Origin of the sequence: Elizabethkingia sp. YR214 (assembly GCF_003058195.1) — a bacterium.
Taxonomy (GTDB): domain Bacteria; phylum Bacteroidota; class Bacteroidia; order Flavobacteriales; family Weeksellaceae; genus Elizabethkingia.
The window spans coordinates 638,099-656,435 of sequence record NZ_QBUH01000001.1 but is presented as its reverse complement, the minus strand read 5'-3'; the positions used below and the strand labels follow the sequence as shown (position 1 = coordinate 656,435).

Sequence of the window (18,337 nt, the reverse complement as noted above, 5' to 3'; positions counted from 1 at the left end):
TATAAAAATAAATTGATGAAAGTAAAGTCCGTTCTAGTCTCTCAACCAGCTCCTAACTTAGCTACATCCCCTTATGGTGAGATAGCTAAAAAAGAAAAGGTGAAGATTGATTTTAGACCTTTTATACATGTAGAAGGAGCAGATGCGAAAGAACTTCGTTCTCAAAAAATAGATCTTAGTCAGTACACTGGTATTATTTTTACCAGTAAGAATGCTATTGACCATTACTTCCGCTTAGCAGAAGAGATGCGCTTTGCTGTGCCAGATTCTATGCGATACATTTGCCAATCTGAAGCTGTAGCCAACTACCTTCAGAAGCATATTGTCTATAGAAAAAGAAAAATCAGCTTTGGTGAAAAAACAGCAAAAGATCTTTTACCATTATTAAAGAAGCATAATACTGAAAAATACCTTCTTCCATCTTCTGACGTTTTCACAGAGGACATTCCTAATGTACTAAGTGAAGCAGGTGTAGAATGGAAAAGAGCGATTATGTACAGAACAGTTTGCAGTAACCTGCAGGATGTTAACATAAAAGAGTATGATCTTGTGATATTCTTTAGCCCACAGGGTGTACGTTCTCTATTCGAGAACTTCCCGGACTTCAAGCAGGAAGACACTAAGATCGGAGTATTCGGGCTAACAACCCAGCAGGCAGCAGAAGAGCTTAAACTTCGTGTAGATCTTATGGCTCCTACAAAAGAATCTCCTTCTATGACAATGGCTTTGGAAAAGTTTATCAAAGCTAACAACAAGTAAAAATCTATAAATAATACAAAAGCCATCATTACCTTCGGGTTGTGATGGTTTTTTTATTTAACTTTAATTTTTTATTCACTTATAAATGAAAGCGCCAAAGGCAAAAAAGATAGATAAAATCCTTAGTAAACATGGCGATCAACGAATCGATCCTTACTATTGGCTAAATGAAAGGGAAAACCCTGAAGTTATTGCATACCTAAATGAAGAAAACCAGTACACCTCTGAAATAATGAGAGATACTGAAGATTTTCAGAATTTTCTTTATGAAGAAATGAAATCCCGTTATAAAAAAGACGATTCTTCACTCCCCTATTTCTTTAACGAATACTGGTACATTGTACGTTATGAAGAAGGTAGAGAATATCCTATTTTCTGCAGAAAGCATCTTACCCTGGAGGCGAATGAAGAAATCCTTTTGGATTCCAACATTCTTGCTGAGGGCTTAGATTTCTTTGAAATTGGAAGCCTTAGTGTAAGCGAAGACAACAATATGGTTGCTTATTCTTATGACAACCTGAGCAGAAGAATCTACACTATATACTTCAAGAATATTGAAACCGGAGAAATACTGGAAGACAAAATAGAAAACACAACCGGAAAAGCCGTATGGTCTGCAGACGGACAATATGTTTTCTATATCCGTAAAGATAAAAGCCTTCGCGCCTACCAGATACTTCGACACAAAATAGGAACAGACTCCAAAAAAGATGTTCTGGTTTACCATGAAAAGGATGATACTTTCGATGTCAATGTATTCAAAACAAAATCATCTGAATATATTGTTATTTCCAGCTCCAGTACAATTTCCGACGAAATGCGCTTTATCCCGGCCAATGATATTTTTGCAGAATGGAAGATTATTCAGCCCCGTGAAGCAGACCTGGAATACTCTGTAGAACATTTTGAAAATGATTTTTATATCATAACAAATGTTGACGGTGCTACCAATTTCAAGCTTGTAAAAACACCTGTTGATAAAACAACAAAGGAAAATTGGACAGATATCGTTCCGCACAGAGAAGGAATTTTACTGGAAGGCTTCGAGATTTTCAACGATTATCTTGTGATTGAGGAAAGAGAAAAAGGTCTTCTAAAGATTAATATTCGCAACTGGAAAACCGGAGAAACAGAATATTTACCATTCCATGATCCTACCTACACTGCTTATATCAGTATAAATCTTGAATTCAACTCAGAGGTTCTGCGATACGGATACACATCCATGACCCGCCCATCAACCACGTTTGAGTACAATATGAAAACTAAAACCAATAAGATCCTTAAGGAGCAGGAGGTTTTAGGTGGAACATTTAAGGCAGAAAATTATATCTCTGAAAGGATTTGGGCAACAGCAAGAGATGGACAAAAAGTACCTATTTCTCTTGTTTACCATAAAGATACTTCGAAAAACGAGGACACTCCACTTCTATTATACGGATATGGCAGCTACGGCTATACAGTAGATGCTGCATTCTCCAATGTACGCCTTTCATTACTGGATCGTGGATTCATTTATGCAATTGCTCATATACGCGGTGGAGAATACCTAGGTAGAGAATGGTATGAACACGGAAAAATGCTGTACAAAAAGAATACATTTTATGACTTTATAGATGCAGGCAAATTTCTAATTAAAGAGAACTATACTTCTGCGGAACATTTATACGCAATGGGCGGAAGTGCCGGCGGATTACTAATGGGTGCCATAATCAATATGGAACCTAAACTATTTAACGGGATTGTAGCACAGGTACCTTTTGTAGATGTTGTGACTACAATGCTGGATGAAGATATCCCTTTAACAACTGGGGAATATGATGAATGGGGAAATCCGAATGAAAAGGAATATTACGATTACATGAAATCTTACTCTCCATATGACAATATTGAAGAGAAAGAATATCCAAATATTCTGATCACCACAGGCTTCCACGACTCTCAAGTACAATACTGGGAACCTGCAAAGTGGACAGCAAGACTTCGTGAACTGAAAACAGATGATAAGCTTCTGCTTTTCAAAACTGATATGTCTTCTGGTCATGGTGGCGCTTCAGGGCGTTTTGAATCCCTGAAAGATGATGCATTTGAATACGCATTTCTTCTTAAACTGGAGAATAAAACCGAAGTTGAACTTCAAAAAAACTAAAAAATGACAGAACAGGAACTATGGAAGAAAGTAGATGCTTTTTTCCAGAAGAACTTTGATATGGAACCCAATCCTCCGATAGAAACTATTTTGTTCCTTATTGGCATTCAGGAGCTGGGTAGCGGACAACAAAAATATTCTAAAGACGATAAACTAAATCTTATACATATTGCTGTTTGCAGATTATTAGAACCTTATGGCTATTATAAATTCAATGGTTATGACGATGGTTGGCCACAATACGAACAACTCCAGGAGGTTCCGGAATTAAGGCCCAATGAGCAAAGCGTTTTGATGAGAAAATCTATTATACAGTATTTTATTGACGAAGATCTTTTTGAAGAATAAATAAAAAACACTGCAAAGCGCAGTGTTTTTCTGTTTCATTAAGAGTCAGTATTACATATTCCTGATCTGACTTTGATATTCCTTCAGGAATTCTGGTGAAGTCACTGCCCCAACTATAGCCAATATACTGAAAACAGTCCATATAGCAGATAAAACAAGAGCCACAAGCGCTATAACCTTAGCTGTTTTTACATTGCTAAGACTTTGCTGAGTGTAAATACTTGGATTAAGCTTGTATAATGTTGTTGCTTTATTAGCAAGAACAAAACCGATGATAGCACAGATTAGAGCCGGTATTGTTGTAAAAAGTCCGCAACAGCAACCTGTAAGCAATAAAACAGCCGCAGAAATAGACAATATCAGAGCTATCTGATCATTTGGCAACTTACCACCTCCCATAGGATAAATTTCGATGTTTTCATTCATAAATTAAATAGTTTTCAAATTAATATTGGTGTTTAAATAAATTTTAAAATATAATTTCCAAGAATTACAATTGAGGTCAACCAGAAAGTAAAGCTCATTAATCTCAACGTCCATGTCTTATCTATCCATAAGTGAAGACCTAAAAACAGAAATACACAAACAAGCGGAATAAGGCCAGGATATATCTGCAGAGACTTCATCACTTCACCATTCAAAAGATACTCTACACTCCTCTGGAGACCACACCCCGGACAGTCTACTCCGGTATTTTCTTTTATAACGCACTGTAATTTAGGAATTTTAATGTACAGCATTTCACTACTTTTTCCAAATTTAATTTCTTTTAAAGAATTATTTTCAATTCTTTTTCAAAATTTTCACATAATTCTTAACCGCATATCGTATCCGAACACTCTAGATATCGAAATTTATGTTAAAAATGCTCGTTTTAAGAAATTTGAAACATTTTTTTTCAATTTATTTTCTTTTTATTTCAATTTATTTTTAATTTTAACAAATATTTGAGCAAACAATGAATAACAAGTTCATTCCTATCATATCAGTTTTTATGACGATATCTCTTATCGTCTTCGTATCTATGCAGCTATACTGGCTGAAAGAATATTACAGAGCTCTGGAACAGGAGTTCTCTAACAAGGTGTATTCTTCCATGGAAAATATCCGTGAAAAGGTAAATGAAATGGAGGTGGATAAATATTACGCCAACAACAAAACCAATTTTTCGGAAGCTATAAAAAACTCCAGCGGACAAGCTACCCAGCAATATATTCAGTCTACTACGGACTCTACTAATAACAAAAGAGTTATTGCATTCTCTAAAAATATTATTGAAAAGAAAGACATTCCGTTACCTACTCCGGGGGACAATGTAGAGCTAACTAACTTGTATGGAGATGAGGGGCTGATAAAGCTAAAAAACACTGCACCAAAGCCATTGACCTCTGAAATGAACCAGGATTTATCCAGCAATAATTTTACTCTCAAGCAATTGGTCAAAATTAATGCCAGCAATATGCCTATTCAGCAGCGTATAAATACGAAAGAACTAGACAGCCTCATCAAACGCGAGCTAAACATGAAGGGCATTAATACTCCAATAGGATTTGCCATTTTAGATAAGAATAACAACCCAACAAAGGTTGCTAATAATAATTTTTTAGCACAACCTGATAAACAAAATTACACATTCGAACTTTTCACTGACAATCAGTATAAAACACTCTATACTTTAGCATTAATTTTCCCAAGCAAAGACTATTCACTTGTGGAAAATAATCTACCGATGCTTCTGGGAACAATGCTATCCCTGCTTACGATTCTGGGGATTTACATTATCTCCATCAACTACATGAGCAAGCAGAAGAAAATTTCCGAAGTAAAGACTGATTTTATCAATAATATGTCTCATGAGTTCAAGACTCCGCTAGCTACTATTTCCGTTGCTACAGACTCTCTGAACAATGATAAAATAGCAACCAATCCGGAAAAAGTAAAATATTACTCAAGCCTTATAAAACAGGAAAACCTGCGTATGAAAAAACAGGTAGAGAATGTACTGAACATGTCCAAATTGGAGCGTAATGAAATGAAACTTTTCCTGAAGACAACAAATGTAAGAGAGTTGATAAAGGAAATAACCCGTTCCTTCCGCCTGATTGTTGAACAAAGAGAAGGTTCCCTTACAGAGGAATTCAAAGCAGAGAAATACAACTTCAAAATTGATGAATTTCATATTTCAAATGCGCTTGTAAACCTATTGGACAATGCAAACAAATATTCTCCCGAAAAGCCTGATATAAGAATAAAAACCAGAAATGAAGGCCACTGGTATGTCATAGAAATTTCCGATAAAGGAATGGGCATGGAAACAGAAAATAAGAGCCGGATTTTTGAGAAATTCTTCCGTGAAGAAACCGGAAATATTCACAATGTAAAAGGGCAAGGACTAGGTCTTTCTTATGTTAAAAAGATTATAGAACTCCATAAAGGACAAATAATTGTAGAATCACAAAAGGAAAAAGGAAGCACCTTTACCATAAAACTTCCGTTAATCGTCTAACAACAAAATATTAAAAAAATGAACAACAGAATCTTACTCGTAGAAGACGACCAAAGCTTCGGAGCTGTACTGAAGGATTATTTAACCATTAATAACTTCGATGTAACTCTGGCTGCCGATGGTGAACAAGGACTAAAAGAATTTACCGAAAACGAATTTGACATCTGCATTACCGATGTAATGATGCCAAAAAAGGATGGTTTCTCTTTAGCAGAAGAAATTAAAAAAATTGATAAAAATATTCCGATCATCTTTCTTACCGCTAAAAACTTGCGTGAGGATATCCTAAAAGGGTACCAAATCGGAGCCGATGATTACATCACAAAACCTTTTGATACTGAATTATTGCTTTACAAAATCAAAGCAATTCTTCAGAGAAGTTCTTCCATTGAAGATGAAGAACAGGAGCAGTTTAAAATCAGTAACATTTTCTTCGATTCAATGTTGCGTCAGCTGCGTGTAAACGATCAGGAATACAAGCTTTCTCCAAAAGAAAACGAGTTATTAAAACTACTTTGCATCCACAGAAATGATTTTATGCCTCGTGATCTGGCACTAAGAAAAATCTGGAAGAAAGAGAATTATTTTACAGCGAGAAGTATGGATGTTTACATTGCTAAGCTTCGTAAACTTCTGAAAGAAGATGAAGGTTTAGAAATCATCAATGTACACGGTGAAGGATTCAGACTTTTAGTAAAAAACTAGGTACTGATTACAATAAAAAAAGGAAGCTGATTGGCTTCCTTTTTTATTTTTATTTTGCTTCCACACAGAAGATTCTGTAAGGAATAAGTATTGCTCCGCTGTACACTCTTCTTACCCTCCTCAGATCTTCGCTTCCGCTTTGCTTACTAAAGAAACTTCCGGCAAGAATTTTATAGTTAGGTCTAAGGCTACTGTCAAGCTCCGTTCTAAGATCCGGAAAACTCTGTCTTACCTCATATCTTATCTTATTTGCATCATTGCTATTGTTAGTCACAGCAATCTGAATCTTATAACCACTAAGCTTAGGTCTGTTTCTACAGATATCTGCTGTGGATAGTGTTTTTGTATTGATAACACGAGGTGTACTTGTAACAGTTCTGTCATCGCTTATTACCGATCCACCGCCAGTAGTGTTATTTACAATTTTAGGGCCTGCAGGACGATTACAGCTCTCTTCAGATCTGGTCAACAATTCGTCTATTCTGCTATCCATTTGTGTAGTATAAACATTACCGCTCACACTATCTTTCTTACTGATAATCTTCTGAGCATAAATATTTTGAAAACAAAACAACATCATAACAGCTCCTATCTGGAATATCTTTTTCATCTATTAATAGTTAATTTATGCAAAAATAATACTAATTCTTGAAACTAATTTAGAATTGATATAAATTAAAGAAAAATGACATTTAGACATATTTTAGCCCTGTTAATGTAGTGTTAAAATAGTATTTTTGCCGAATTGAATGATATAGTATCAAAGATTAACTAATCAAGATTAATTAAATGATTAATTGGAGAAAGCATTACAAGAAAGGGCTGATTGCAATTGGTATTTTGCTATCAACCAGTGCTCTTTATAACGCACAGGAAGGCGACCCTGCAAAAGGGGCAGAGCTCTTTAAAACAAATTGTACAGCCTGCCACAAACTTGACTCAAAACTAATTGGGCCACCATTAAAAGGCATTGTAGAAAAGGTAAAAGCAGAGGAAGGTCTAGGACGTGACTGGTTCCAAAAGTGGATTAAAGACAACAAAGCTTTAAGAGCTTCCGGAGACAAGTACGCAAATAAAATCTTCGAAGAAAACGGAAAAGTTGAGATGCAACAATTCCCTAATCTTTCTGAAAAAGATATCGATGATATCTTAGCCTATACATCCAATCCTCCTGCTGAACCAGCAGCTGACGCAAAGAAAGATGCTAAAGCTACTGATTCCCCAGACCTAAACGCTGTAAACGCAGCTAAAGCTAGCGAAGGAAATGCTAAAATCGTAATGATTTCACTTTTCGCTATTGCAGGTCTATTAATCTGGATCTTATTCAAAATAAGACAGCTAGTAAAACTTAACCAATCCGAAGAGATTACCGCTCTTAACGCTACAAGAATTCAATCTTTCAGCGAGCTTTATGCAAAATACAAAATTGTAGGACAAGGTGTTGTTGCTCTTTTAGCAATCTTTGCAGCATATGGTGTATGGAACTGGTTAATGTGGATCGGTGTTTACAAAGGTTACAAGCCTGAGCAACCAATCTACTTCTCTCACAAAATTCACGCAGGAATCAACAAGATTGACTGTCAGCTTTGTCACTCTGGTGCTAAGTATGGTAAAGTATCTGAAATCCCTTCACTTAACGTATGTATGAACTGTCACAAAGCTATCCCTGAATACAAAGGTGAATACCTAGAGCCAGGTCATGACAGAGACTTCTACAACGGGGAGATCAAAAAACTTTATGCAGCAACAGGTTGGGATCCAGCTAAAATGGCATACACTGGAAAAGAGACTCCAGTTGAATGGACAAGAATCCACAACATGCCGGATTTTGTATACTTCAACCACTCTCAGCACGTTATTGCCGGAGAACAAGCGATTATCAATTCATTCAACAAAAAACATCCTAACGAGCAAATCGATGTAGTATGTAAAGCTTGTCACGGTAAAATCGATACTATGAACGTAGTACAAATGGCTAACGATTTCACTATGGGATGGTGTATCGAATGTCACAGAACTACAGAAGTAGATATGGGTAACACTTACAACCAGGCTTATTTTGAGAAACTTCACGACAAGTTGAAGAAACAATATGGTAGCGGTGCTAAGATTACTGTAGATGCTATTGGAGGTATCGAATGTGGTAAATGTCATTATTAATAACGAAAACTAGAAGTATCAATGGCTTCAAATAAAATACAATTCAGAAGTATTCACGAACTAAAAGATCCAACTTTAACAAACAAGTTGGCTCAGAAAGAATTTGCCGAAGAAATTCCGGTAGATGAATTCCTAGGGAATGAGGAAAAAATGAATGGTTCTTCTACCAGCAGAAGAGATTTCCTAAAACTTTTAGGATTCTCTACAGCAGCAGTAACACTTGCTGCTTGTGAAGCTCCGGTAGTTAAAACTATTCCATATGTTGTGAAACCTCACGATATTATCCCGGGTGTACCTAATTACTATGCATCATCTTATTTTGACGGATTCGATTTTGCTAGTGTATTGGTAAAAACAAGAGAAGGGCGTCCAATTAAAATTGAACCAAACCCGGCAGCTGGCAACCTTGGTAAAACAAATGCAAGAGCTCAGGCAAGTGTTCTTTCTCTTTATGACAATGATAAAATAAAGCAACCAAAAGTTAACGGTAAGGAAGCTACTTTTGATGAAGTAGACAACACTGTACTTAAGGCTTTGGCAGATGCTCAGGCATCAAACAAGAAAGTGGTTTTACTTTCTCACTCTATACCAAGCCCTACTTTCAAAAAACTTTTTGGTGACTTCAAAGCTAAATATCCTAATGCTGAGTTAGTAACTTACGATGCATTCCCATATGCAGCAGCATTAGATGCAGCACAGGAAGTATTCGGAAGTAGAAACATTCCAGTTTATGATCTAAGCAAATCTCAGTTGGTAGTATCTTTCAATGCAGATTTCTTAGGAGATTTCAACGGAGCTAGCTTAGAGACTTCTTATGCAGCGGCAAGAGTTCCTGGAGACAAAATGTTGAGACACGTACAGATTGAATCTAACATGTCTTTAACAGGAGCAAATGCTGATACAAGAATTAAGCAAAAGCCTTCTCAGCTTTACAAAACTTTAGTAGAGGTTTATAACGGATTAAACGGTGGTACATCTGATAAGATTGCTGCTTCTATCGTTAAAGAACTTCAGGCTAAAGGAAGCAATGCAGTAGTATTTGCTGATGGTTCTAAAGCGGCACACGTTTTAGCACACTTAATTAATCAAAAATTAGCTTCTAATGCTTTCACTGGTAAGGCTTCTTACCTGAAAGAATTTGACGGAGCTCGTTATAATGAATTCCTTTCTTGGTTAAATGGTGGTCAGGTAGGTGTTGTTATTACAAATAACATCGATCCTGTATACTCTTCTAATAAAGGTGCTCAGTTCAAAGCTGCTTTATCAAAAGCAAATTTTGTAGTAGCAATTGCAGATAAAAATAACGAAGTAGCTAAAGCGGCTAAAGTTGTTATCCCTGCAACACACTGGTTAGAATCTTGGGGTGATGTAATGCCTGAAACAGGTGTTTACACTTTAATGCAGCCAACTATCCAAAAGGTTTACAAATCAAGACAAACTGAAGAGTCTCTTTTAATCTGGACAAACGGAAAAGGGGCTACTAACAATAATTACTACGATTACCTTAAAGCAAACGCTGTATCAATCCTTGGTGGTACTTCATTCAACCAGGCATTATACAACGGTTTCAATAATGTAGGTGGTGGTAACAACCTTTCTTATTCAGGGGGTAATGCTTCTCAGGCTATTTCTGAGTTACAGGCATTCAAAGCTTCTGATTTAGAATTAGTATTAAACACCAATACTGCGATTGGAGATGGTACACAAGCTAACAACCCTTGGTTGCAAGAATTACCAGATCCTATCACAAGAATGTCTTGGGATAACTACATCACTATTTCTCCTGCTGATGCTAAGAAATTAGATTTAGATAATGATCTTAATGCCAGAATGCAGTTAGATGGTTCTATCGTTAACCTTACTGTAAATGGAGTAACATTAAAAGATGTTCCTGTATTCATCCAGCCAGGTCAAGCAGATGGTTCTATCGGTCTAGCACTTGGATATGGTAAAACCGATAATGGTGAAGTAGCTAAGACTGGTATCAACGCATATCCGTTATTCGACGGATCTAACCTTGCACTTTCAGGTGTTAAACTTGAAAAAACAGGTGAAATGCACCAGTTTGCAGGTATGCAGCTTCAGAACACCCTAATGGGGCGTTATGAAATTGCAAAAGAAGTTCCGTTACAAACATTCTTGCACAAAGATGTTAACGATTGGAACAAGCCATTAGAAATGCACACTTACGGAGGGACTTTACCAATGGGTAAAATTGACCTTTGGGATAATAATGATGACACTGATGGTCCTCACTTCAATCTTTCTATCGACCTTAACTCATGTACAGGTTGTGGAGCTTGTGTAATTGCTTGTCAGGCAGAGAACAACGTTCCTGTAGTAGGTAAAGAAGAGATCAGAATGTCTCGTGATATGTACTGGTTAAGAATTGACCGTTACTATTCTTCAACAAAGAAAGTTGAGGTAGCTGAAGGATTAAAAGAAGGAATGGCTGTTCCGGGACTTTATGGAAGTAAAATTCTAGGTATGGAAGGAGCCTTGGAAAATCCTGCAGAAAATCCGGACGTAATCTTCCAACCGGTAATGTGCCAGCACTGTAACCATGCTCCATGTGAAACTGTATGTCCGGTAGCGGCAACATCTCACGGTAAGCAAGGTCAGAACCAAATGGCATACAACAGATGTATTGGTACAAGATATTGTGCAAACAACTGTCCTTACAAAGTAAGAAGATTCAACTGGTTCAACTATGCATTAAACGATAAGTTTGATTATAACATGAACAATGACCTTGGTCGTATGGTACTAAACCCGGATGTTGTGGTTAGAACCAGAGGGGTAATGGAGAAGTGTTCAATGTGTATCCAAATGACTCAGGCATCAATCCTTGAAGCTAAGAAAGACGGAAGAAGAGTTGCTGATGGAGAATTCCAGACAGCTTGTTCTAAAGCTTGTTCTACAGGAGCTATGCAGTTCGGAGATATGAATGATAATGGATCTCATGTAAGAAGCTTATTCGGTAGCAAGAGAAGATATTACCTGCTAGAGGAAATTGGTACAAAACCAAACGTTTTCTACCATACGAAAATTAGAAATAGAGAAGAAAAAGAAGTTTAAATAATAAATAAAGTAACAAATGTCAGGACATTACGAAGCCCCGATTAGGGAACCGCTTATTATTGGTCACAAGACTTACCATGATATTACGGAAGATATTGCTCGTCCAATCGAGGAAAGAGCCGGAAAATTATGGTGGTACTCACTTTATGCAGCACTTGTACTATTTATCTACGGAGTTGGATGTATAGCTTATACAATTGGTACAGGTATTGGTGCATGGGGGTTAAACAGGACTATCAACTGGGGTTGGGATATTACCAACTTCGTATGGTGGGTAGGTATTGGTCACGCCGGTACATTGATCTCTGCCGTACTATTATTATTTAGACAAAGATGGAGAATGTCGGTTAACCGTTCTGCAGAGGCAATGACAATCTTTGCCGTTGTTCAGGCAGCGTTATTCCCGGTAATTCACATGGGTCGTGTTTGGGTTGGATACTGGGTATTCCCATTACCAAACCAGTTTGGATCTCTTTGGCCAAACTTTAACTCGCCTCTACTTTGGGACGTATTTGCAATCTCAACTTATTTCTCAGTATCAGTAGTATTCTGGTTCATGGGACTTATTCCTGACTTTGCAATGATCCGTGACAGAGCAAAGACTCCATTCACTAAAAAGATTTATACTATCCTTGCTTTTGGTTGGGGAGGTAAAGCGAAGCACTGGCAAAGATTTGAAGAACTTTCATTAGTTCTTGCAGGTTTGGCAACGCCACTTGTATTCTCGGTACACACCACGGTATCCTTTGACTTCGCCACTTCGGTAATCAAAGGATGGCACTCTACCATCTATCCTCCGTACTTCGTTGCGGGTGCGATCTTCTCAGGATTTGCAATGGTACAGACCCTTCTTTTAGTTGCAAGAAAAGTATGTCACTTGGAGCAATATATTACAATGTACCACATCGAGATTATGAACATCGTAATCATTGTAACTGGTGGTATGGTAACTGTAGCTTATGCAACTGAATATTTCATCGGATGGTACTCAGGTTCAAGATTCGAGGACTTCACCTATTTATCTCCGGGAGCAGCAGTTGGACCTTACTGGTGGGCATTCTGGGCATTAATTATCTGTAACCTTGTTGTACCTGCATCATTCTGGTTTAAGAAATTAAGAACTAATATTATCTGGACATTTATAGTAGCATTAATCATCAACATCGGTATGTGGTTTGAGCGTTTTGATATCATCGTTATCAACCTTTCAAGAGACTACTTACCATCTTCATGGACAATGTTTAAGCCAACTATTATAGACGTGGGTGTATATTTAGGAACTATCGGATTCTTCTCTGTATTATTCCTTTTATATGCAAGAACATTCCCTGTAATTGCACAGGCGGAATTGAAAACGATTTTGAAAATTTCTGGTGAAACTTATAAAGCAAAAGAAGGAGATGAGCACCACTAAAAGAATATACGGCCTTTATGGCGACGATGACGATTTAATGCACGGTGTTAAATTGTTCAGAGATAAAGGAATTGAAATTGCTGAAGTTTATACTCCATTCCCGGTTCACGGGTTAGATAAAGCTTTAGGGTTGAAAAAAACCAGAATTTCAGATGCTGCATTTATCTATGCTTGTTATGGTGTAAGTATCGGAGCATTGACAACATGGTACATGATGAACCACGACTGGCCTCAGGTTATTGGTGGTAAACCAAACTTCGACTGGGCACACAACATGCCAGCTTTCGTAGTACCAATGTTCGAGTTAATGGTTTTCTGTGCTGCGCACTTAATGTCACTAACTTACTTAGTAAGAAATAAAATGTATCCTGGTGCTAAACCTCAGAATCCAGATCCAAGAACTACGGATGATAAATTCTTAATTGAATTTGTATCTGATGATGTGGACACTATCAAGCAATTGCTTGTGGATACAGGAGTTGAAGAAATAACTATTAAAGATGCCTAACATGAAAAAGAATTTTTTAAAAATAGCAGGTATCCTTAGCGTTGGAGTAATTACCTTAAATTCTTGCGGGGACAAAACTGAACCGCCTTTAGTATACTTCCCGGATATGTATTTTCCGGTAGCATATGACCCGTTAATGAAAGCTCAGGATCCTTATTCAGATCATGAGAACGAAATTCCGGCATTTGCATCCAGAAATGGACAAACTGGCCTAGATCCTGTAACTGGAACCGTAGCTCAGAATAAAGACGGTGTATTACCATCTGAAGCTCCTAAGCCAAATGATGCTGAAGATTATAACAGACTATACGATGAGTCTAAAAAAATAACTTCTTCTCCTTTAAATCCGGCTAATAAAGAAAAGGATTTAGAAAGAGGAAAGAAATTATTTGATCATACATGTGCTGCTTGTCATGGTACAGGTGGAGATGGTAAAGGGCCTATCGTAGAATCTGGTGCTTATAGTGGTGTTCCTAACTATGCAGATAGAGAAATCACTGTAGGTTCTGTACATTATGTATTGGAAAACGGACGTAACAACATGGGATCTTACGCTGGTCAGTTAAATGCTGGTGACAGATGGAGAGTGGCAATGTACGTTATGAACGAATTTAAAAAACAAGCTGCAGCTCCGGCAGCAGCTGAAAATAAAGATGCTGCGGCTAAAGATGCTCCGGCTGATAATGCTAATACTAAAAAATAAAAAGAAAAAAGATGTATAGTTTTTCACCTAAATTAAGACTGTATTCCATTATTTTAATTGTTGTGGGGCTTGTTCTGTTTGGTATTGGCTACGCTGTAAATCACAGTATCGATAAAGCTAAAGTAGAGCAAATGGTTGCTGCTAAGCACGTTGATCTGGAGCACGGACCAAAGTCCAACTCTATGCAGGAGCACGACAAAACGCATGATGAGCATATAGAAACTGCTTTACATCAGGTTCATAATGAGCCAATGGCAGCATTATTACAGGTTTCTGTATTTGCCTTTGGTATTGCCTGTGCAGCATTGTTCTTCTATTGTGTACAAAATGCATCTCACGCAGGATGGCCTATTATCATCCTAAGAGTTATGGAAGCAGTAGCATCGTTCATTCCTTATGGTGGTGTATTAATGCTGATCATTGTTATTGCAAACACAATCGGATGGAGCCACCTTTACCACTGGATGGATGGAAGTCTTGTTGACCCAAATTCACCAAACTTCGATGTAATTTTATACGAAAAGAGCAAATACCTGAATATTCCTTTCTATATTGTAAGAACCCTTATCTTCGTTATCGGAGCTAGTTTCTTTGTATGGAAATTAAAGGCAATGTCCAAAAAAGTAGATGAAACTAAGTCTAGAGCAGTATATCAACAATACTATAACTGGAGTGTTGGTTATATCGCATTCTTTGGTTTTGCTTCTGCAGCTTGGGCTTGGGACTGGATGATGTCTATTGACCCTCACTGGTACTCTACCCTTTATATCTGGTATACAATGGTAAGCTGTCTGTCTACTGCAGTAGGTATTATCATCCTTATCTGTGTTTATCTTAAGAAAAAAGGAGTATTACCTCAGTTCAATGATAACCACTTGCATGATCTTGGTGTATTCTTATTTGCAACAAGTATGCTTTGGACTTACCTTTGGTTTGCACAGTTCATGCTTTACTGGTATGCTAACGTACCGGAAGAGGTTAACTACTTCTACGGAAGATTTGAATACTACCGTTGGACTTTCCTTCCAATGCTGATTCCTAACTTCGTATTACCATTATTGGTATTAGTAAGTAGCAGCATCAAGAGAAACTATAAAGTAGTTAGTACTATGGCAGTTGTTGTAATCTGCGGACACTGGTTAGATTATTTCAACATTGTAATGCCTGGTACAGTAGGTCCTTTCTGGAATATTGGTTTACTAGAAATCGGAGCAACTTTATTCATTATCGGTCTGTTTATCTTCGCCGTAATGTCAGCTCTTTCTAAGTTGAAACTAATACCTACAGGTAACCCATTCTTAAAAGAATCTGAAATTTATGAATATCCATTCTAAAATTTTGATCAATACAAATTTAATCCCGTCCAACGACGGGATTTTTTTTTAATTTTGCACAAACTAAACTTATATTATGAGATACCTTAAATATCTTTTCCTATTGTCATTTTTATTTCTTGTAAGTTGTAAGAAAGACAAAGTTGACGGTGAGTCGCTAAAATCATTTCAGAGTAGTGTAAATGATATGGCCTCTTCCCTAACCACTATTAAACAGATAAAGTTTAATGAGGCGTTATACATCATCAAGAAATTCGGAACCAATACAGAGGGAGATATCGATCAGATGAATGCGACAGCAAAACTTCTTAATGGGAAAAATGTTGCCGAAATTCTTGCATTAGCAGATAGTATTGCACAAAAGCAGGGAATAGAATGGGCAAGTACTGCTCCACCTTCACTAGGTGAAATGAATATCTTCGAAGAAAGCAAACCTACAGAGGTAGACCCGAATGATATTCAGGCTTCTGCTATTAGCCTTTCTGTACAACCGGCAAGTGTAGATTCAATTTCGGGTCCTAAAGCCCTGATGATTATTCCTCGCTTAGTAGATGCACAAGGGAATAAAATAGAATTTAGTAATGCTGCACTAGAAACAGTACTGGAAGTGTCAAGCGGTGGTGCCAAAATATCAACCTCCAAAAACCTGATGGTTAATAATAACTTCAAAGGTTTTTATCTAAAGCTAAGTTCATTGCCTTTCGACAGAATTATGGATAACACCATTGATGTAAAAGTAAGCGTAAAAACGGCTAAGAAAACATTGCAGATGACCAAAGCCGGAATCTCTCTTAATCCTAATGCTCTGAACAAACCTGTAATTACCGAGCCAACAGAGCCTGTAACCAATCCTGATGGTACGATTACAAATCCTGACGGTACAACAACTCCAACCAATCCGGACGGAACTACACCCCCTCCTGTTGCTCCTGTAGAAACACCAAAGCCATTGGCTGATCCAAAAGCATCTGTTTCCAAATTTATCGGAAGTATCGGAGCTAAAAATCTAAAAGCTGCTTATGAAATGTCTAATAACCCAAGCTGGGGTTCTTATGAGTCTTTCTCAAATGCAAATTCTGGTTTTGGAGCTATAAAATCAATTAATGTAAAATCTGTAAATACGGCCAGCAAAACAGCTGATCAGGCAACTGTAAATGCTAACTATACCGTAACAGATAATGGTGGTAAAAATACAGACCTGAATGTTACTTATACACTGAAAGCATCTGCTGACGGTTGGAAGATTACTGGTTATAAAATAAATTCTGCAAAATAATATAATATGGCATCCGAAAGCTTAATCCAAAAGCTAGAAGCAACAATTGAAAATATTCCTGACTTCCCAAAACCGGGAATACAGTTCAAGGATATTACACCTGTATTTCTAAATCCAAAACTCTATGAGGAGGTAATTGATGATTTAGCTAATTTCAGTCGTGGGAAAGTTGATGTTGTTTGCGGAATCGAAAGTCGTGGTTTTCTATTCGGAATTGCATTGGCTGTAAAGCTGGAAGTTCCTTTTATTCTGATCCGGAAAAAAGGGAAATTACCTCCACCTTTTATTTCTCAAAAATATGATCTGGAATATGGTTCTTCTGAAATAGAAATGAAAGCCGATCAGCTAAAAGCCGGGCAAAGGGTATTAATCCATGATGATCTGCTTGCCACAGGTGGTACAACTGAAGCAGCTGCAATGCTTGTCGAAAAGCAGGGTGCAATAGTTTCACAGTTCAGTTTCTTAATTGGGCTGGATTTTCTGAATGGAGAAGAAAAACTTCGCCCATTCAATGCTGAAGTTTATAAAATTCTTTCATACTAAATACTAGAGTACTAATAACAAAATTAGAAGCTTTTAAAAGTGCTTCCTGATAAAATATAAAGTATCATGAAAGAATTTCAAGCCTAAGGTTTTAAATCTCAAATGAATTATTTGTATATCAACAGAGAAACATTAAATTTGCAATTCATTAAAATCAGAAAATGACTAAAAATAATAACAGCGGAAAAGAAACTGTAGAGTTTTTCGAAGATTTAGACAAAAGAAATCTGAATTCTGAAAAATTCATTGAAAGATACTCAAAGCAAATCGGGATTGCACTAGGTGTTATCCTTCTTGGTATCTTAGGTTACTTTGCTTATGACCAATTTGTATTAGGTCCGAAAAATGAAGAGGCAACAACTGAGTTTCTTGCTGCACAGAAAAATCTAAGCCAAGGAAAAGAAGACGTAGCCCTTGGTGGAAAGTCTGCTGCTAATCCTGGATTTATTGGTACTTATAACGAATACTCCGGAACTAAAGTAGGTAAACTTGCTGCTTACAATGCTGCTGTTTTAGAATTTAAAAAAGGAAATTTCCAGAAAGCATACGATATGATGGATAATTTCAGTTCTTCCAACAAGATTCTTATGGCTCTTAAATATGGTGTAATGGGAGATTGTCTAGCTAACCTTAACAAAGGTGACGATGCTCTTTCTCAGTTTGAAAAAGCGGTAAGCTCTTCAGATGATGATTATACATCATACTACTTTACAAGAAAGGCCGGTCTTCTTTCTTTATCTTTAAAAAAGAACGACGCTGCTAAAAAATACTTTTCTTCAATTGACGAAAAATATAAAGATTATGACAATGGAGCATCCGATGCTTATATTGAAATGGTAAAATATTATTAA

General features: G+C 37.0%; 17 protein-coding genes. 14 read left to right on the top strand and 3 right to left on the bottom strand.

Annotated features, from left to right (window positions below; genetic code table 11):
* Nucleotides 1-15: 15 nt before the first annotated feature.
* The 3 genes from C8J95_RS02990 to C8J95_RS02980 all read left to right on the top strand — a co-directional run bounded on the left by C8J95_RS02990 (nucleotide 16) and on the right by C8J95_RS02980 (nucleotide 3,256).
* Nucleotides 16-759: a uroporphyrinogen-III synthase gene (locus C8J95_RS02990; RefSeq protein WP_107807548.1), complete on the top strand. Its 744-nt coding sequence runs from the start codon at nucleotides 16-18 to the stop codon at nucleotides 757-759.
* Between the two features lie 85 nt (nucleotides 760-844).
* Nucleotides 845-2,908: a S9 family peptidase gene (locus C8J95_RS02985; RefSeq protein ID WP_107807547.1), complete on the top strand. Its 2,064-nt coding sequence runs from the start codon at nucleotides 845-847 to the stop codon at nucleotides 2,906-2,908.
* 3 nt (nucleotides 2,909-2,911) lie between these two features.
* Nucleotides 2,912-3,256 (top strand): hypothetical protein, encoded by a 345-nt coding sequence (locus C8J95_RS02980; RefSeq protein WP_045182467.1) that lies wholly within the window; start codon nucleotides 2,912-2,914, stop codon nucleotides 3,254-3,256.
* Between the two features lie 51 nt (nucleotides 3,257-3,307).
* Here the strand turns inward: C8J95_RS02980 and C8J95_RS02975 are convergent, their stop codons facing one another.
* Together C8J95_RS02975 and C8J95_RS02970 are read right to left on the bottom strand one after the other, a co-directional pair.
* The gene (locus C8J95_RS02975) at nucleotides 3,308-3,682 is read right to left on the bottom strand and encodes a CCC motif membrane protein (RefSeq protein WP_107807546.1); all 375 of its coding nucleotides are present in this window, start codon (nucleotides 3,680-3,682) and stop codon (nucleotides 3,308-3,310) included.
* A gap of 32 nt (nucleotides 3,683-3,714) precedes the next feature.
* Nucleotides 3,715-3,996, bottom strand: a complete 282-nt coding sequence (locus C8J95_RS02970; RefSeq protein WP_107807545.1) for a DUF2752 domain-containing protein — start codon at nucleotides 3,994-3,996, stop codon at nucleotides 3,715-3,717.
* 218 nt (nucleotides 3,997-4,214) lie between these two features.
* Here C8J95_RS02970 and C8J95_RS02960 point away from each other — a divergent pair, with 218 nt between their 5' ends.
* Together C8J95_RS02960 and C8J95_RS02955 are read left to right on the top strand one after the other, a co-directional pair.
* A complete protein-coding gene (locus C8J95_RS02960) occupies nucleotides 4,215-5,762 on the top strand; it encodes a sensor histidine kinase KdpD (protein WP_185124585.1) in 1,548 nt (515 codons plus the stop codon).
* An 18-nt stretch (nucleotides 5,763-5,780) separates the two neighbouring features.
* Nucleotides 5,781-6,467 (top strand): response regulator transcription factor, encoded by a 687-nt coding sequence (locus C8J95_RS02955; RefSeq protein WP_034869927.1) that lies wholly within the window; start codon nucleotides 5,781-5,783, stop codon nucleotides 6,465-6,467.
* A gap of 49 nt (nucleotides 6,468-6,516) precedes the next feature.
* Here C8J95_RS02955 and C8J95_RS02950 read toward each other — a convergent pair whose 3' ends face one another.
* Nucleotides 6,517-7,077, bottom strand: a complete 561-nt coding sequence (locus tag C8J95_RS02950; protein ID WP_107807542.1) for an SPOR domain-containing protein — start codon at nucleotides 7,075-7,077, stop codon at nucleotides 6,517-6,519.
* A 179-nt stretch (nucleotides 7,078-7,256) separates the two neighbouring features.
* Here C8J95_RS02950 and C8J95_RS02945 point away from each other — a divergent pair, with 179 nt between their 5' ends.
* The 9 genes from C8J95_RS02945 (at nucleotide 7,257) to C8J95_RS02905 (ending at nucleotide 18,337) form a co-directional block, all read left to right on the top strand.
* Complete coding sequence (locus C8J95_RS02945; protein ID WP_065083144.1) at nucleotides 7,257-8,627, top strand: c-type cytochrome; 1,371 nt, start codon at nucleotides 7,257-7,259, stop codon at nucleotides 8,625-8,627.
* A 21-nt stretch (nucleotides 8,628-8,648) separates the two neighbouring features.
* A complete protein-coding gene (locus C8J95_RS02940; RefSeq protein ID WP_107807541.1) occupies nucleotides 8,649-11,705 on the top strand; it encodes a TAT-variant-translocated molybdopterin oxidoreductase in 3,057 nt (1,018 codons plus the stop codon).
* A 19-nt stretch (nucleotides 11,706-11,724) separates the two neighbouring features.
* Complete coding sequence (gene nrfD / locus C8J95_RS02935) at nucleotides 11,725-13,122, top strand: NrfD/PsrC family molybdoenzyme membrane anchor subunit (protein ID WP_009086546.1); 1,398 nt, start codon at nucleotides 11,725-11,727, stop codon at nucleotides 13,120-13,122.
* The gene (locus tag C8J95_RS02930; RefSeq protein WP_059154460.1) at nucleotides 13,109-13,630 is read left to right on the top strand and encodes a DUF3341 domain-containing protein; all 522 of its coding nucleotides are present in this window, start codon (nucleotides 13,109-13,111) and stop codon (nucleotides 13,628-13,630) included. Before nrfD ends, C8J95_RS02930 begins: the two co-directional genes overlap by 14 nt.
* Entirely contained in the window at nucleotides 13,623-14,333 is a 711-nt protein-coding gene (locus C8J95_RS02925; protein WP_107807540.1) for a cytochrome c, read from the top strand. Before C8J95_RS02930 ends, C8J95_RS02925 begins: the two co-directional genes overlap by 8 nt.
* A gap of 11 nt (nucleotides 14,334-14,344) precedes the next feature.
* The gene (locus tag C8J95_RS02920) at nucleotides 14,345-15,667 is read left to right on the top strand and encodes a quinol:cytochrome C oxidoreductase (protein WP_107807539.1); all 1,323 of its coding nucleotides are present in this window, start codon (nucleotides 14,345-14,347) and stop codon (nucleotides 15,665-15,667) included.
* A gap of 76 nt (nucleotides 15,668-15,743) precedes the next feature.
* Entirely contained in the window at nucleotides 15,744-16,943 is a 1,200-nt protein-coding gene (locus C8J95_RS02915) for a hypothetical protein (protein ID WP_107807538.1), read from the top strand.
* A 6-nt stretch (nucleotides 16,944-16,949) separates the two neighbouring features.
* Nucleotides 16,950-17,486: an adenine phosphoribosyltransferase gene (locus C8J95_RS02910; protein WP_107807537.1), complete on the top strand. Its 537-nt coding sequence runs from the start codon at nucleotides 16,950-16,952 to the stop codon at nucleotides 17,484-17,486.
* 161 nt (nucleotides 17,487-17,647) lie between these two features.
* Nucleotides 17,648-18,337: a tetratricopeptide repeat protein gene (locus C8J95_RS02905; protein ID WP_107807536.1), complete on the top strand. Its 690-nt coding sequence runs from the start codon at nucleotides 17,648-17,650 to the stop codon at nucleotides 18,335-18,337.

What these genes read in the sequence shown, in the direction of transcription:
- C8J95_RS02990 (WP_107807548.1), top strand. Translation starts at nt 16, where the DNA reads ATGAAAGTAAAGTCCGTTCTAGTCTCTCAACCAGCTCCTAACTTAGCT.
- C8J95_RS02985 (WP_107807547.1), top strand. Translation starts at nt 845, where the DNA reads ATGAAAGCGCCAAAGGCAAAAAAGATAGATAAAATCCTTAGTAAACAT.
- C8J95_RS02980 (WP_045182467.1), top strand. Translation starts at nt 2,912, where the DNA reads ATGACAGAACAGGAACTATGGAAGAAAGTAGATGCTTTTTTCCAGAAG.
- C8J95_RS02975 (WP_107807546.1), bottom strand. Translation starts at nt 3,682, where the DNA reads ATGAATGAAAACATCGAAATTTATCCTATGGGAGGTGGTAAGTTGCCA.
- C8J95_RS02970 (WP_107807545.1), bottom strand. Translation starts at nt 3,996, where the DNA reads ATGCTGTACATTAAAATTCCTAAATTACAGTGCGTTATAAAAGAAAAT.
- C8J95_RS02960 (WP_185124585.1), top strand. Translation starts at nt 4,215, where the DNA reads ATGAATAACAAGTTCATTCCTATCATATCAGTTTTTATGACGATATCT.
- C8J95_RS02955 (WP_034869927.1), top strand. Translation starts at nt 5,781, where the DNA reads ATGAACAACAGAATCTTACTCGTAGAAGACGACCAAAGCTTCGGAGCT.
- C8J95_RS02950 (WP_107807542.1), bottom strand. Translation starts at nt 7,077, where the DNA reads ATGAAAAAGATATTCCAGATAGGAGCTGTTATGATGTTGTTTTGTTTT.
- C8J95_RS02945 (WP_065083144.1), top strand. Translation starts at nt 7,257, where the DNA reads ATGATTAATTGGAGAAAGCATTACAAGAAAGGGCTGATTGCAATTGGT.
- C8J95_RS02940 (WP_107807541.1), top strand. Translation starts at nt 8,649, where the DNA reads ATGGCTTCAAATAAAATACAATTCAGAAGTATTCACGAACTAAAAGAT.
- nrfD (WP_009086546.1), top strand. Translation starts at nt 11,725, where the DNA reads ATGTCAGGACATTACGAAGCCCCGATTAGGGAACCGCTTATTATTGGT.
- C8J95_RS02930 (WP_059154460.1), top strand. Translation starts at nt 13,109, where the DNA reads ATGAGCACCACTAAAAGAATATACGGCCTTTATGGCGACGATGACGAT.
- C8J95_RS02925 (WP_107807540.1), top strand. Translation starts at nt 13,623, where the DNA reads ATGCCTAACATGAAAAAGAATTTTTTAAAAATAGCAGGTATCCTTAGC.
- C8J95_RS02920 (WP_107807539.1), top strand. Translation starts at nt 14,345, where the DNA reads ATGTATAGTTTTTCACCTAAATTAAGACTGTATTCCATTATTTTAATT.
- C8J95_RS02915 (WP_107807538.1), top strand. Translation starts at nt 15,744, where the DNA reads ATGAGATACCTTAAATATCTTTTCCTATTGTCATTTTTATTTCTTGTA.
- C8J95_RS02910 (WP_107807537.1), top strand. Translation starts at nt 16,950, where the DNA reads ATGGCATCCGAAAGCTTAATCCAAAAGCTAGAAGCAACAATTGAAAAT.
- C8J95_RS02905 (WP_107807536.1), top strand. Translation starts at nt 17,648, where the DNA reads ATGACTAAAAATAATAACAGCGGAAAAGAAACTGTAGAGTTTTTCGAA.